General features: G+C 68.6%; 8 protein-coding genes. 6 read left to right on the forward strand and 2 right to left on the reverse strand.

Going from position 1 to position 15652, the window contains the following annotated elements; genetic code table 11:
- Positions 1–8 precede the first annotated feature (8 nt).
- Complete coding sequence (gene ligA / locus QME70_07470) at positions 9–2033, forward strand: NAD-dependent DNA ligase LigA (GenBank protein ID MDI6894433.1); 2025 nt, start codon at positions 9–11, stop codon at positions 2031–2033.
- Between the two features lie 535 nt (positions 2034–2568).
- Here ligA and QME70_07475 read toward each other — a convergent pair.
- The gene (locus tag QME70_07475) at positions 2569–3561 is read right to left on the reverse strand and encodes a ParM/StbA family protein (GenBank protein MDI6894434.1); all 993 of its coding nucleotides are present in this window, start codon (positions 3559–3561) and stop codon (positions 2569–2571) included.
- 374 nt (positions 3562–3935) lie between these two features.
- A complete protein-coding gene (locus tag QME70_07480) occupies positions 3936–4373 on the reverse strand; it encodes a DUF1844 domain-containing protein (protein MDI6894435.1) in 438 nt (145 codons plus the stop codon).
- 384 nt (positions 4374–4757) lie between these two features.
- Between QME70_07480 and QME70_07485 the strand changes: the two genes are divergently transcribed.
- The 5 genes from QME70_07485 (at position 4758) to QME70_07505 (ending at position 15624) form a co-directional block, all read left to right on the forward strand.
- A complete protein-coding gene (locus QME70_07485) occupies positions 4758–8474 on the forward strand; it encodes a BTAD domain-containing putative transcriptional regulator (protein MDI6894436.1) in 3717 nt (1238 codons plus the stop codon).
- Between the two features lie 444 nt (positions 8475–8918).
- Positions 8919–10568, forward strand: a complete 1650-nt coding sequence (locus QME70_07490; protein MDI6894437.1) for a crosslink repair DNA glycosylase YcaQ family protein — start codon at positions 8919–8921, stop codon at positions 10566–10568.
- 303 nt (positions 10569–10871) lie between these two features.
- On the forward strand, positions 10872–11030 hold the full coding sequence (locus tag QME70_07495; protein MDI6894438.1) for a hypothetical protein: 159 nt from the start codon (positions 10872–10874) through the stop codon (positions 11028–11030).
- Positions 11031–11116: 86 nt separating this feature from the next.
- Complete coding sequence (locus tag QME70_07500; GenBank protein MDI6894439.1) at positions 11117–12910, forward strand: S-layer homology domain-containing protein; 1794 nt, start codon at positions 11117–11119, stop codon at positions 12908–12910.
- A 224-nt stretch (positions 12911–13134) separates the two neighbouring features.
- Positions 13135–15624 carry an O-antigen ligase family protein gene (locus QME70_07505; GenBank protein ID MDI6894440.1) on the forward strand — a complete coding sequence of 830 codons (2490 nt, stop codon included), beginning with the start codon at positions 13135–13137 and terminating at the stop codon, positions 15622–15624.
- Positions 15625–15652: the final 28 nt, after the last annotated feature.

Genomic DNA, 15652 nt, shown 5'->3' on the forward strand with positions numbered 1-15652 from the left:
GGAGCGCGGTGAGCGTGCCGACGTTCGAGCAGGCGAGGGCCCGCGTGGAGGAGTTGCGCCGGGAGATCCGCCATCACGACTACCGCTACTATGTGCTGGATTCCCCGGAAATCAACGACGCCGAGTATGACGAACTCATGCGGGAGTTGCGGCGGCTCGAGGAGCTGTACCCGCAACTGGTGACGCCCGATTCCCCCACCCAGCGGGTGGCCGGGGTGCCGTCGGAGGCATTCGGTACCGTGGTGCATTCCAGCCCCATGCTCAGCCTGGACAACGCCTTCTCCCCGGAGGATCTGCTGGACTTCGACCGCCGGGTGAGGAGCCTCCTCGGCGGCGAGCAGCCCGAGTACGTGGCGGAGCTCAAGATCGACGGGCTGTCGGTGGCGCTCCACTACGAACTGGGGAGGTTCGTGCGGGGTGCGACCCGGGGCGACGGTGAGCGGGGCGAGGACGTCACCGCCAACCTGCGCGCCGTGCGCAGCATCCCCCTGGTGCTGCATCCACCGGGGGGGATGGTGGCCGAACTGGAAGTGCGCGGCGAGGTTTACATGCCGGTAGAAGCGTTCCGCCGCTTCAACCGGGAGCGTGAGGAGAAAGGCGAGCCCCTCTTCGCCAACCCGCGCAACGCCGCCGCTGGGTCGGTGCGCCAGCTGGACCCCCGTATCACGGCCGGCCGCCCCCTGGACACCTTCATCTACGAGATTCGCCGCTGGGCTCCCGACCCCGCGCCGGGGACGCAGTGGGAGGCCCTGGAGATGCTGGGGCGGCTGGGGTTCAAGGTGAACCCCCACCGGCGCCATTGCCGGGACATAAACGAGGTGATCGACTACTGCCGGCACTGGGCGGAGCACCGCCACGACGTGGGGTACGAGATGGACGGTGCCGTCATCAAGGTGAACTCCTTCGACCAGCAGCGTCGCCTGGGCGCCACCACCCACCACCCGCGCTGGGCCACCGCCTACAAGTTCCCCGCGGAGCAGGCTACCAGCCGCGTGCGGGACATCATCATCCAGGTGGGCCGCACCGGGGTCCTCACCCCCACCGCCCTGCTGGATCCCGTGCGGCTGGCGGGTGCCACGGTGAGCCGGGCCACCCTGCACAACGAGGACATCATCCGCGAGAAGGACGTGCGCATCGGCGACACCGTCATCGTGCAGCGGGCGGGGGACGTCATCCCGGAAGTGGTGGCGGTGGTCAGGGAGAAGCGCACGGGCGGGGAGCAGGAGTTCCACATGCCCGACCGCTGCCCGGTGTGCGGGGCAGAGGTGGTGCGTCTGCCCGGCGAGGTGGCGGTGCGCTGCACGGGCGTGGCCTGCCCGGCCCAGCTCAAGGAGCAGCTCATCCACTTTGCCTCGCGGGATGCCATGAACATCGAGGGTCTGGGCCCCGCCATCATCACCCAGCTCATGGACGCCGGCCTGGTGGAGGACGCCGCCGACCTGTACTACCTGAAGTACGAGGACGTGGTGAAGCTGGAGCGCATGGCGGACAAGTCCGCGCGCAACCTGCTCGAAGCTATCGCCGCCACCCGCGACAACCCCCTCCACCGGCTGATGTACGGCCTGGGCATCCGCTACGTGGGCGAGAAGGTGTCGCGGGTGCTGGCCGACCACTTCGGCTCCATGGATGCGCTGGCGGCCGCCGGCCAGGAGGAGCTGACGGCCATCCCCGAGATCGGGCCCAAGATCGCCGCCAGCGTGGTGGCCTTCTTCCGCCAGGAGCAGACCCACCGCCTGCTGGAAAAGCTGCGCCGGGCGGGCATCAAGATGGAAGAGCGCCGGGCGGTACCGGCGCGGGAGAGCCCCCTGGCGGGCAAGACGGTGGTGTTCACCGGCACCCTGGAGTCCGTGGGGCGCAAGGAAGCCGAGGAACTGGTGGCCTTCCTGGGCGGGCGGTCGTCGGGCAGTGTGAGCCGCCAGACCGACTACGTGGTGGTGGGAGCCAACCCCGGCTCCAAGTACGACCGTGCCCGCGAGCTGGGCGTGAGAATACTCACGGAAGAAGAGTTCCGCCGTTTGGTCGGCCTGGTCTGACTGCGGTTGCTAGAAGCTGATGTGAAAGACGGGTCCGCTCGGCCGCGCGTCGCTGCCGGGCGAACCCGCATCTTGGCGAGCCGCTGGCTGGAGCACGCCGGGTTGACGAGCCGCGGGTTGGGGCGCCCCAGGTTGGGGAACCGCCGGCCGGAGCACCGCAGGTTGCGGAGCCGGCGGGTAGAGGGCCGCGGGCGTGCGGGACGGCACCGGTGCGGCAGCGCATGGCTCCCGAGTGCCGGCGGCGAAATGCTCCTGCACTTCCAGAATACCACCCGGCTGGACGAACAGAGACCTGAACCGGGCCCCGCCGTGCACTCGCCCGGTGCGGAGAACCACCAGCCTCCCGGCTTCGACAGCACCCTTGACCTCACCGGCGACTTCCAGGTAGTCAGCCCTTATCCGGCTGCTGCAAAAGCCAGTGCTGGCGACCCGCACCTTCCCGGCACCGTATATGTCACCGTTGACCTTTCCGCGGATCTCGGCATGGACCATTGCTGGTCTCGCCTCCGGGGGCGCCTGGGAGTGCCCGGGAGTGCTACTTCCACAGCCGGCGCGCCCAGGCCAGGTATCCCTTGCAGTTGGCGGTCACGGGGTCGGGCACCAGTTCCCCGTGGGACAGGTGGGGCAGGAGGTAGTTGCTGAGAGCCTGACCGCCTCCGCCGCTCACCAGCAGCCGGTCGAATTCAACCACCCGCCAGGTGGAGTTGAGCTCCACCAGGGCCTTGGCGGCCAGTTCCTTGAACGCCTGGTTCCTGATGTCGGTGATGTCCACCTCGCGGCCCGCCACTTTGATCTTGCCTGTGATCACTGCCTCATCCAGCGCGTGGGTTTCCCGTTCCAGGCCGTACCGGGCGAGCAGGTGGTCTGCCATTTCGGCGTAGGCGGTGGCCAGGCCAACGGCGATGGTCTTGCTCTTCTCGGGGATGAATTCCCCGTCCTCGATGGCGGCCAGGTCGGTGGTGCGGAATCCCACGTCAAGGACCCCGATGCGACCCTCCCATCTTCCTTCTACCGGTCGCCCCCAGGGGTCGAGACCCTGGGACCAGAATGTGCCCAGGGGCTGGGGCACCACCTCGATCTGGTCGATCTCGATTTCCACTTCGCGCGGCTGGTCCCCATCGTAGACGGTGAGGTGGCGCTGCTGCTTGAGGGCCCCGGACAGGACGGGGGCCAGGTGCATGTGGCCGGGCGGGACGCCGGTCACCACCTGGAGCCTGTTCGCACTGCCCCCGCAAAAGAGGCTCAAACCGGCCAGCAGGAGGGCTTCGAAATCCCCTCTTTCGGCGCGCGTGGGGGACAGATCCCGGAACGGCAGCCGGGAGTGGCGTATGGCCGCCTTCCCCACAAAGAGCACCCTGTTCCCCAGGCCGATCCGGAGGTAGTTCAGCGCGGAAGGCTGCTGTAGATCCGTGCGGAAGATCGGTTTGGTGTGGCCTTCACCCACCACGCTGGGGAAGACGTAACCCCTCTCACCGTCGGTCACCTTCACAAACCCGTAGCCCACATCCAGACCCAGGATCTGGCTCATTCCAGCACCTCCCAGCCGCTGATCTGCACCGTCGCACGCCTGCCAGAGCGGACAGAGTCGGGGGTCGCCTTCGTGCCACCAGGGGTACGGCCAGAAACCGTGAAACCGACCGACCGGTCGGCCTCACCACTCGCTCCTGGGAATCCATGGGTGACCGCGCTCGGATTCCCCGTCATCGCTACCGGTGCTCAGACCCCACCCCTGTCTGTCTAGGAAAGACTACCCAGTGGTCGCTTTCGACATGCGCCGGGAAACTCCTTCTCCCTTGCGGAGACGGGAGCCGGGTCGTCCCCGCGTGAAGCAAGCAGCATCCGCGCCCTGCGCATTCAACCGGAGCGGCCGAACAGGCGACCGGCGGGAGGCACAGTGAGGAGTCAGGTGGGGGAGGCGGTATCTTCCTGCGGTGCTGGTTCGGCTCGGGAGCGCTGGGCGGCGTAGTTGATGCGCAGGTCCGCGAGCAGCGACTGCAGGCGCCGGAAGCCGGCGGGGTCGATGTGCGAGGCCAGCAGGTCGGTCAGGGCGGCGACGGCATCGATGGCCAGGCGGGCGTCCTCGAAATCGCGCGTGATCTTGCCGGTCGCCGGGTTGGCCACCAGGCCCATGCGCTCCCAGGCTTTCTCCGCCAGGCCGGCGATGGTCCACTGGATCATGTCGCCCGCCGACAGTGAGGCGATGTAACCGACCGCCTTCTGGGCCTCTTCGGCCAGGCGGGAAGCCGTCTCGGGGTCGGGAGGCGTGGTCTCCGGGTCGGGGGGTGCCGTCTCGGGGGCACCCGCCGCGTCGGCGGCATCACGATCGTCCGTGTCCGTCATGCCTGCATCCCTCCTCCGTGTCGGTCATGCCTGCCAACCGTCTCTGGGCGCACCATAAGCGGCTGTCCCACCCAGAGAATACATCATCCCCAGAGGGGTGGGCAACGCTGGCCCGGAGGTGGACTTCGGCGGTTCCTTCCCTGCATGTGGTATTATGATCACCTCGGGATCTGCCTGGGCTGGCCTGCCCCTGCTGACGTGTGCGGAGCGGGAAGCAGCAAGGAATGACGGCGTATGCATCTTCCCAGCACGAGGTGTGCTTGACGATACCGGGGAACAGGGAAGCCGAACCTGCGGAGGGAGGAAATCCCCGGTCAGGCAGGTACTGCCGGGCCGGGTGGCGAAAAACGTGCATACGGATTAACCCGACGGGGGCGGGCGGGTTTGTCGGAGATCCTGTTACCGAGGTTGCAGGTGCCGGTGCCGCCGGCTGTGTACCGTCGGCCGCGCCTGGAGGCGCGGTTGACAGAGGCTCTTGCCCGCAGGGTGCTGGCGGTACGGGCGGGTCCGGGGTACGGCAAGACCACGCTGTTGGCAGACTTCGCAAACCGGTCCGGTCTCCCCGTGGTCTGGTTGCAGGTGGATGAACGGGATGGGGACCCGGGCCATCTGGCCCGGTACCTCTTGGAGGGGCTGGACCGCCTGGCCGCCGGAGAAGCTTCCGGCCGGGTTGCGCCGGGCGAGGACGGGCAGGCAGGGATTCCGCCCCGTGCCGGCGACGTCAGCAGCGAGGGCCTGCTGGCGCGGTTGCTGGATGCCCTGGTGCGGGCAGCCTCGGCGCAGGCGCGTGGCCCCCTGGTGATCGTCCTCAATGACCTGGATGTGGTCGGAGAAGCGCCCGAGACCGCCGGCCTCCTGTCGTCTCTGGTGGAATACCTGCCGGGCGGGACGGGCCTGTGGCTTACCTGCCGGACCATGCCGGCGCTTCCCCTGCCCCGCTGGAAGGCAAGGCGCCTGGCAACGGAGCTGGGAGAGGAGGATCTGGCCCTCTCACCCGAGGAGATTCGGGACTTCTGCCGGGAGATCCTGAATCTGGAGCTGGACGAGGCTGCCGCCAGGTTGGTGCACCGCGCCACGTTCGGCTGGGTGACGGGCCTGGTGCTGTTCGTGGAGTCCCTGCCCTCACCAAGAGCTGCGTCCCGGCCGACGCGCCGGGAGGCTGACCTGGTCCGGGCAGCGCGCCACCTCCTGCAGGTTCTGGGTGCGCGTCCCGGTGGTGCTCCTTCCGGAGAGCCGGGGCCCTCTGACGCGCGTGGGGCGCTGGCGGCCCTTTACCAGTACCTGGCGTCGGAGATCCTGCAGCGGTTGCGGCCGGAGTTGCAGCGGTTCCTGATGCAGAGCGCGGTACTCCCCTTCCTGAGCGTGGACGGCTGTGCCTTCCTCAGCAAGGCTGTCGGATCCGCTGCCGGAGAGAAGCCCGTTCGACCAGGAGAGGCTGGCCCGGGGCATACCGAACCCTGGGAGGATGCGGCCGCGCTCCTGGAGGAGGCGGTGGAGAGGGTGCCCATGGTGTTTCCCCTGGGCGAGGGGCGGTACACGTACCATCCCATGTTGCGGGTCTTCCTGGTAGACAAGCTCCGGGAGGTAGCGGGGAACCGGCGTTTCCAGATGCTGCAGCGGCGGGCGGGAGACTATCTTGCCTCCCGCGGATGGCGCGAGGAGGCCCTTGATTGCTATGTGCAGGGCCGGGCGTGGAGCCGCGTGGCCCGGGTGCTCAGGGAACATGGCCGGACGTTCGTACGCAGTGGCTCCCTGCACGCCCTGGAAAGCTGGCTGGCACCTCTCCCTCCTGAGGTCCTGGGCCGCGAGCCCGAACTGCTTAACGTGCTGGCTGCCGTCCGGAGTGCGCAGGGGAAGGGTGATGCGGCCCTCGCGCTGTGGGAGAAGGCGGTAAGACTGAGCGAGGAGGCACTGGCCGGCACCGGGCAGGCAACCGTAGGGGTCGAGGTGGCCCCGGGCGGCTCCGGGGAGGCAGCGGCCGGTTCGACGGGAGCCGCATGGCGCCCAAAGTACCCGCGAGCGAGGCTGCCCTCTCTCCTCGTGGATTGCCGCACCCAGATGGCGGATGTCTTCACCGACCGTGGGCAGGCAGAGCGGGCCCGTGACACCCTGGCGCCCCTGATAGAGCAGACGGACGACGAAGTACCGGCGGATGCCCGCGCCAGGGTGTACCATTCCCTGGCGCGTGCCACCTGGATGAGCCTGGACTGGAATCGCACCCGGGTCCTGGTTGAGCAGGCTATGGAGCATTACGGGCGGGCCGGCGACCACCGGGGGCAGGCGGCCATGCTCAACGTCCTCGGGGCGACTGTTCACGAACCTCGGGGTGACCTGGAAAGGGCCCTGAGCGCGTACAGGCGGGCGCTGGAACTGGTTGAGGGAGAGCTGGCGTCTCCCCAGATGCTGCTGTACCGGGTCAACCGCGACCACATCCTGGCCGAGCTGGGCCTGACCGCGGAGGCCACGGCCGGGCTCGAGGAGACCGTGTCACTGGCGCGGCAGTGGGGCCTCGACAAGGTGCTGACCCTGGCCACCCTGTTCCTGGGGGAGGCCTACCTGGACGCGGGGCGGGTGGCCGATGCCCTTGCCACCCTCGAGCGGGCGCTGGAGATGGCGGCCGAGTCGGGCGACAAGCTGCGGGTGGCGGGTGCGCAGTACGGTCTGGCCAACGTGCACCGGGCCCGGGGCGAGCCCGACCGGGCCCTTGAGGCTGCGCAGGAAGACCTCCGTTTGGTCCGAGAGATCGGCAACCCCTACTTCCTGGCTCAGTCTCTGACCAATCTGGCCTTTCTCCACCTGGACCGGGGCGAGGCGGCAGCCATCGCGTACCTGGAAGAAGCCGAGTGCTCACTCGCGCAGCACCCCAACGCCTGGGAGCAGGTGCGGGTTCACCTGGGGCTGGCCCTGGCCCATCGTGAGGATGACCCGTCCCGCAGCCGGCATCATCTGCAGCGGTGCCTGGAGATGTGTGAGGGGCGCAACTACACCATGATCTTCCGGCGGGAGCGGGACCTGTGTGCGCCGCTGCTGGCCGATGCGTACCGCGACGGGGTCTGCCCCGCCACCGTATCGCGCATCCTGGCGGAACTCGGGGTGGGGATCCCTGAGTTGGGGTCGAGGGAGCCTGAGGCGCATGAAGCAGCGGCCGGCGGCGGCTTCGGGCCGGTGCCCACCCGCGCAACTCCTGCGGCACTGCCGGTCCTCGGGGCTGGTGCCGGGGAGGCGCCCTGTCTGGCGGGCGTCGCGGTGCAGTGCCTGGGGTCCCTGCGCGTCTGGGTGAACGGTGAGGAGGTAGCGAGGTCCGCCTGGGGCAAGGCCAAGGCCCTCCGGCTTTTCAAGTACCTGCTGGCCCACCGCAGGCGGTGGGTAGCCCTGGAGGACGTCCTGGACGCCCTCTGGCCGGAGATGGAGGCCGACGCGGCAGCGGCCAACTTCCGGGTGCTCCTCCACCATGCGCGACGGGCCCTGTCGGGGACCGCGCCGCCGGCGGCGCGCCGGGCGTGCACGGTTGCGGCGACGCCGCTTTCTCCGGGGGAGCGAGGGTCGGCTGCAGGGCGTGCTGCGGAGCCGGCGGCGGTACTCCTGTACGCGTCCGGGCGTTGCCGGGTCGACTGGCGGGCGCTGGCCTGGGTGGATGCGGACGAGTTCGCCCGTTGCGTAGAACAGGGGCGCGGCCTGGCACGGGAAGGGCGGGCGGAGGACGCGACCGCTCACTTTGCCCGGGCGGTCGACCTCTACCGGGGGGACTTCCTGGGGGAGGAGCCGCACGAGGAGTGGGCCGAGGCAGAACGGGAGATGTTGCGGGGGCTGGCCCTGGAGGCGCTGGAGTGGCTTTCCCGGCACGCTGCTGGCGGGGGCGATCACGGCCGGGCCGTCGCCCTGCTCCGGCGCGCCCTGGCCCTCGATCCTTACCGCGAGGATCTGCACCGTTTGCTGATGATTGAGCTGGTGGAAAGCGGTCGCCGGGCAGAGGCCCTGCAGCAGTACCGGCGCTGCGAAGAGATCCTGGCCCGGGAGCTGGATGCCGCCCCGGCGCCGGAGACGACTGAGCTTTACCGGCACCTGCTACGGGGCGCCGCGCGGCCGGCGGCCCTCGCCTGACCGCACTCGCGGTTCTCGCCGCCTGCGCACCCTGCAGCAGGAATACTTCCGTTTGGGTAACATATGGTTAACGCTCTGCTGCTATGCTTGGTGGGGGTGGCGGCGGGGGGTTGCTGGTTGGTAGCCCGCCCCCAGGGGCCCCTCGCCCTACCCACTTACATTGACCACTCCGCCTGACGGCCTATCCCTGGCGGGTGACGCACAGGCGGGCGCAAGATCAGGCTCGGGAGAGCACGACCCTGGGACATATGGGCTTCTCGGTCAAGGAGGACCGGTGGATCGGGCCGCGAACCGGCCGTCGGGCACAGGAGCGCGTTTTCGCCCGAATTGATTGGTGCGATGACGGGTTTAAGCAGGGGAATATCGCGTTATGCCATTGCATTCCAGCCTGATTTACCCCTATAATCGTTGTTTAGAGGGGGTTCCGCGAGAGGGTGAACCGCTGTGGATGAGGTGACCTTGCGTAGCCTGGTGGCTAGAGGCGAGGGGGAACAGCTCGAGTTCAAGCGGGGGACGGCGGAGTTCTCGGACCTGGCGGAAGCGGTGGTGTGCCTGGCCAACCACCGGGGAGGATGGGTGCTCCTGGGGGTGGATGACAGAGGCCGCATAACGGGTTGCGACCACGACGTGGGCCTGCTCAAGCGGGCGATTTTCGACAGCACCCAGCCCCCCCTTACCGTGGATGTCGAGGAGGCGGAAGTTTCCGAAGGCCGGGTCCTCTGCATCCGGGTGCCCGAGACTCCCTGGGTGGTGGCGACGGCCCGGGGGCGGTACCTGCGCCGGTCGGGGACGGATTGCCTGCCGGTGCCGCCCACCGCCCTGTTGGAACTGATGGTCTCCAGGGGGCAGGTGGACCTGTCCAGGTTAGTGGTGCGAGGTGCGTGCCTCCACGACCTGGATCCGGCCCAACTGGGTTCCCTCAGGGAATTGCTGCGCCTCAGAGGGCGGGCTCCGGACCTGGTGGCTCTGCGAGAGATGGACCTCATGGTGACACTGGGACTGGTCGAGCAGGCCGGGGATGAAGCCCGTCCCACCGTCACCGGCATGGTGGCGCTCGGGTATCCCGCCGCCTTGACACGGTTTGTGACCCAGTGGGAGATCAAATACCTGCATTTTGATGCGTCGGGAAGGCCGGAGACGAGAGAAGAGATCCGGCTTCCCCTGGTGCTTGCTCTGCGCCGCCTGGAGGAATTGGTCGAACTGCGCAACAGCAGGGTTGCGGTGCCGGTGGGCATGGCCCGGGTGGAGATCGCCGAGTTCCCGCCTGAGGTGTACCGCGAGGCGGTGCTCAACGCGCTGTGTCACCGCGACCTGAGCCGGGTGGAACCCATCTACGTGTATCATCACCCCGATCGTCTGACCGTGAGCAGTCCCGGAGGCCTGCCCGGAGATATCACCCCCGACAACATCATCCGGCACCGCGCCTACCATCGCAATCCCACCCTGGCCCTGCTGGTGGAACGCCTGGGGTACGTGGAGCGGGCGGGCATCGGTGTGGACATGATGTTCCGCGTGTGCCTGGAACAGGGCAAGGAGCCGCCGGAGATACGTGCCACTCCCGATTCGGTGGAGGTTATTCTGCGCAACGGCAAGGTCGCCGCGTCCTTTGTGAGGTTCGTGCAGCGCCGGGTTGAGCAGGGGAAGTTGCTTTCTCTGGACGAACTGCTTGTACTCAACCATTTCCGCCGTCATCCTGAGATAGACCGGGCGGGAGCCGCCCGTGTGTGCCAGTGTTCTGATCGCGAGGCCGCCGACATCCTGGACGGCATGGTGAACCGGGGCCTGCTGGTGCGGCTGGGCCGCACGAGGGGAAGCACGTACCGGCTGCATAGTGCGGTGATCGGGGAACTGGGCGACTGGGCCGCCAAGGCGATGCCTCATCCGCCCTATCCCGACACGGCCGCGCTGCGCCTGGTGGCGGAAAGGGGATTTCTGACCGCGGGTGATTGCCGCCAGGTTCTTGGGTTGACGCCTGCCCAATCGCGCAGGTTCCTGAAGGCCCTGGTGGAAAAGGGATGGCTCGAGAGGCGTGGCACCGGGAGGGGAGCCCGGTACGTAAGAGGGCCGGTTCAGCCCGAACCCCAAGATCAGTGAGTGCCGGTCGGCCGCCCTCCGCCCGTGAGGTGTCTCACCCCCCACCACAGCCCCGCCTGACCCCGTCGCCTTTGCAGAACAGGTAGGGGCGTGGCTTGCTCGTGTGCAGGGCGGGGCGTTAACGCCCCGTTAACGCCCGTCGGGTATGCTTGGTGGGGGATGGGTCCCCCGTCAGCCGATGACGGAGGAGGATTTACCTTCCTCGTGTGGTATTCTGCAGGTAGGCGACCCCCAGTTTTACTGCAACATGCCGCCTACCTGTGGCCACGGGTTCCGGCCTGATGAAGGCCGGGGTGGAATGCCATGGACGGCGCTTCACTGGAAGTGGCACTGGTGGGGGTAGCGGCCGGGGTCGCGGTCGCTCTTGCTGTGGTGGCCGTGGTGTGGTTCGCACGTGGCTGGCGTTTCCGGTTGTGGAAGTACCGCGTCCGGCGCTGGTTCGGTCGGCGTTACGGCACCTGATCGGAGTCGCCCCCCGTTCGCCGGTCCTGCGAGCGCGGGGTTACTTACCACACAAGAGAATACACACGGAAAGGAGGTGAAAACGGATGAGCACCATACGTCGCACAACTCTCGGGAACCTGGCCCTGGTCCTCTTCGTGGCCTTCCTGTTGCAGGTCGTGATGGCCACCGGCGGCCTGGTGGGCGACGCCCGCGCGGCTACGTCTCTCACCACCACCGGCGCCACGCTGTCCAAAACACCCGATGGGAAGGTGCACGTGACGGTCAGGTTGTCGCCCATCACAGCCGCCGATTTCAACGCTGGCTGGACGCTGAGGTTCAGCCTCCCGGGCCGCCAGGGCGTTGAGATCACCATGCCGGGCCTCACCTGGGACGTCGCTGGCCAGGTATACACTAGCGTGTACACAACTGGAGTCTACGCCAAGGTTTACGCCACGGTGTATGCCAACGTGTACCAGATGCTTCTCGCTCTGCACTACCTGCCGAGCCCTGACGTGTACGTAGGCCCCGGCTATTACGTGCGCTTTACGCGAGCCGAACTCGACGGCACACCGCCCACGGTGTACCTTGAGGGCGTGTTCGAACCGCCGGAAGCGCCGCCGGTGACGCCGGTGCCCACCACGGTGCCGACCGACACTGGCGTGTTGCGCATCGACCCGGCGCGGGATGAGGCTGTGCTGAGGGTCGATGCCGCCAAGGTCGAGACGCTGTTGAAAGATCCCCAGGTGGCGGAGGTCCGGCTGGGCATCCCGGCCACGGTCGACGCCGGAACCCTGGCGGTGGACATACCGCCGGCCACGGTGACGGGCTCCGAGACATACCAGAAGCCCCTGGTGGCTGAACTGGGGGCGGCGGGGCAAATCGAATTGAGGCCGGGCACGGTCACGGCCGACGACCTGAAGTACACCGACGAGCGGGGTGTCGAGCGGCAGGGTAACCTGCGCATCGCCGCCTCCCGTCTCAGCCAGGATGAGGCTGCGCCGCTGCTGGCGACGGCAGACAGGTCCCAGTTCGGGAACCAGCAGCCGGTGGCCCAGGTGTACGAAGTCGAGGCCCAGGTGGTGGCCGACGGCAAGGTGGTAGGCACCGCGCCGCGAGCGAAGAAGCCCCTGGTCCTGGTGCTGACCTTTGACAAGGGCAAAGTGGACGCGTCCGGGGCACCCATCGAGACCACCATGATCTACGTGTGGAACGAGACGGCCCAGACCTGGGATCCCTGCGCCAGCAAGGTGGACCCGGTTACCGGCAAGGTCACTACGGAGCGGCCTCGCCTGAGCAAGTACACCGTGATGGCATACAGGCGCACGTTCGCGGATATCGCGGGTCACTGGGCGCAGCGGGACATCGAGATCATGGCGGGTCGGTTGGTGGCCAGGGGTGTGACCCCCACCACCTTCCTGCCCGACGGTAAGGTGACCAGGGCGCAGTTCGCAGCCTTCCTGCAGCGGGCACTGGGCATCCCCGAGGAGAAGCCGGCGCAGCCGACCTTCTCCGACGTGGCTCCTGATGCCTGGTACTACGGCGCCGTGGAGGGTGCTGCCAAGGCCGGCCTGGTGCTGGGATGGGAGGGCAAGTTCCGGCCGGACCACCTGGTGACCAGGGAAGAGATGGCCACCATGGTGGTCCGCGGGATCGCCTACGACGGCAAGAAGGTGACCCTGGGTGAGCAGGAAGTGGCGACACTGCTGGCCGGGTTCACGGACCGTGGTTCGATCAGTGACTGGGCGCGCGATAACGCCGCCATAGCGGTGAAGGCCGGGATCGTCCTGGGCCGCAAGGTGGACAGCGAGCCGCCAGTATATGCTCCCAAGGACGATGCCATGAGGGCGGAAGCGGTGACCATGATCAAGCGCCTGCTCAAGTACCTGGGCTGGTTCTAGGGCAGAAGCGGAGCGCGGGGGTCGCCGGTTCCGCGGCGACCCCCGGTTCGTATTTCTGGGGCAGCGATGCTCGCGCGGGGGGCGTCACGGGGCGATGGTCGCGGCGGCGGCGTCACGGGGCGATGGTCGCGGCCGGGGCGCCCGGTGCGAAGCAGTTTAGCGAGAGAGATGAAGTATTCAGGAGGCGCGGGGTAGAACGCGCCGATGGCGGGGGAGGTCGGGTTTTGGCGGGTGTTGATGCGGCTCCACGCCCGCGCGACGGTGCGGCGGCGCGCGCGGGTGTGGGAGCCAGGCGGGTACTGAATATCGATACCGGGCCCCTGTACCGGGGCGGGCTGTACATATGCCTGGCCCTGGCTCCCTTTTTCCGCGGGCTGTTTTTCCCGGCCGAACTGTTGCCGGCTCAACTGGTGGTGGGGTTCCTCGGCCTCCTGTGGGTGCTGGACCACCTGGCCCGGGGGACGTCCCCCCTCGCGGAAGAGGCGGCGCTGAGGCCCTGGCACCGCCTGCAGGACTGGGGTGTGATCGCACTCTTTGCCTGCTATGCCCTCACGCTGGCCTGGGCGGTGGATGCCCAGGGGGCGGTGCGCGAGGCCCTCAAGGCGCTTACATACGTGCTGGTGTTCCTGATGGCGGCGGACCTGGCGGGGTCACCGCGGCGGGCGGAGGCCCTCCTGCAGGCGCTGGCGGTGGGTGGTGCCCTGGTGGCCCTGGTGGGGATCGGGGCCGCCTGCGGGGTGGTGGGCTTCCCGGGAGCTTTCGGCGGCAAGGCCATCATGTCCACCCTGCAGTACGAAAATGCCCTGGCCGGGTTCGCCATGGCGCTGAACATGGCGGTGGTGGGGTTGTGGGCCAGGCCCCTGGTGCGCCCGCGCACCCAGAGGGATCGCCGGCTGCAGGTGTTCTGGCGATTCGTCTACGCGGCCCTGGGTTACATGCTGGTGCTGGTGGTGGTGGGAACCCGTTCCCGGGGGGGATGGGTGATTTACCCGCTGGCGGCGGTGGCGGTGGTGGCCGGGATGGGGCGCGCCTACTTCTGGCGGGCCCTGTACAACCAGTTTCTGGTGTTCTCGGTGGCCATCCTGGTGGGCAAGCCCTTCTACGGGGCGGTCTTCTCCGGGGACGCGGCTGCCCGCCTGGGGGGCCTGCGCTGGTTCGGGGCCGGGCTGCTGGTGGTGCTGTTTGGTGAGGCTGCGTACTGGCTGGCCGGCTGGCTGTCGGGTCGCTCGCGCATGACGGACCAGGTGCAGTCCGTCCTGCGCGGGCTGGGCATAGCCTACGTGGCCGTTGTGCTCACGATCTACTTCTCGTATGCCGTGCGCGAGCTCCCCCTGGGGTGGAAGCAGGCCGTGCCCGTGCCCGTGGGGGAGACCCTGCCCACCGTGAGCCTGGAGGACCAGAGCTTCCTCATCCGCATGTACGCAAACCGCGATGCCCTGCGCATCGTGCGCGATTACCCCTGGGGGACGGGCGGGGGCGGCTGGAACGTCCTCTATCACCGGTACCAGAGCACCCTGTACTGGACCACCGAGGTCCACAACCATTTCTTGCAGGTGTGGGTGGAAGCCGGTACCGGCGGATTCCTCGCCTTCCTGGCCGTCTGGGTGGGTACCGGGATGGCTCTCTGGCGTCTGGGGCGGGTGGAGTCGGGGACCCCGCGCTGGCCCCTGGCCTGGGGGACGGGGGCGGCGGCCTTTACGCTGGGGGCGCACAGCGCCCTGGACTTCGACCTCTCGCTCTCCGCCGTGGCCGTCTACCTGTGGGTGATGCTGGGGGTGGTGGCCGGCCTGGCGGGCCGCCTCTTCCAGCCCGCCGGCCGCGGTGTCCATCGCACCATCGAGCCTGCTGCCGGCGGGCACCGCATCGGTTACGCCAGGGTGGCCGCCATGGGGCTGGCGGCGGTGCTGGCGGTGGGGCTGATGTGGAGCTCGGCAAGGCTCTATGCTGCGGGGCGCCTGGGGGCGGAGGCGGCGCAGAGCATGGTCAAGGGCGAACTGGCCGACGCGGAGGAGAAGTTCCTGCGGGCGGCCGCCCTTGACCCCTTCACGGCCAGCTACGCCGCCGACCTGGCCCAGATCTACACCGCCGTCGGGGTGATGTACCACGGCGAGGGGTCCTACTACGGGCAGGCCGACGAATGGCTGGGGCGGGCCCTCCGGGCGCAGCCCTGCTCCATCCGCCTGCGCATGGCGGCCTGCGATCTGCTCCTGCAGCGGGGCGAGGTGGATCGCGCCGCCCGCGAGGCGGAGGCGGTGCTGGACCTGGTGCCACTGGCCACCGAGTCCTGGGAGGGGGCGGCCCGCGCCTGGATGCTGGGGGCGCGCTTCCACCTGGACCGGGGTGCCCCGGCGGCGGCCCGAGCGCACATCGAGAAGATGCTGGAGCTTCCCGCGAGGATGGAGAAGGTGAACGAGCGGCAGCAAGAGGTGCGCCGGGGATTGTACCGGGGTCCCTCGTGGACACCGGCCCTGCAACTGGCCCTGGGCCAGGCCCGGTTCCTGAAGGGCGACTTCGCCGGGGCGCTGCAGGATTTGGAGAAGGTGAAGGCTGACCGCAACCTGGGAGCGATGGCGCAGGCGTGGATGGCGGCCGCCCAGTACCGCCTGGGCCACCAGGCAGAGGGGGACAGGATTGCTCGCGACCTGACAGCGCGGGACGCGGGGCTGGGTGAGGAGATCAGACGACTGTGCGAGCAGCCCGTGGCCGGGTCGTGACCCGGTGGTGAGGTGGGGGAGGGGTGGA

The sequence above is a fragment of the Bacillota bacterium genome, from assembly GCA_030019365.1.
Lineage (GTDB): Bacteria > Bacillota > Sulfobacillia > JACIYH01 > JACIYH01 > JACIYH01.

Coding starts and splice junctions, on each gene's coding strand:
- QME70_07480 (MDI6894435.1), bottom strand. CDS start 4,373: ATGACGGACACGGACGATCGTGATGCCGCCGACGCGGCGGGTGCCCCC.
- QME70_07475 (MDI6894434.1), bottom strand. CDS start 3,561: ATGAGCCAGATCCTGGGTCTGGATGTGGGCTACGGGTTTGTGAAGGTG.
- QME70_07500 (MDI6894439.1), top strand. CDS start 11,117: ATGAGCACCATACGTCGCACAACTCTCGGGAACCTGGCCCTGGTCCTC.
- QME70_07495 (MDI6894438.1), top strand. CDS start 10,872: ATGGACGGCGCTTCACTGGAAGTGGCACTGGTGGGGGTAGCGGCCGGG.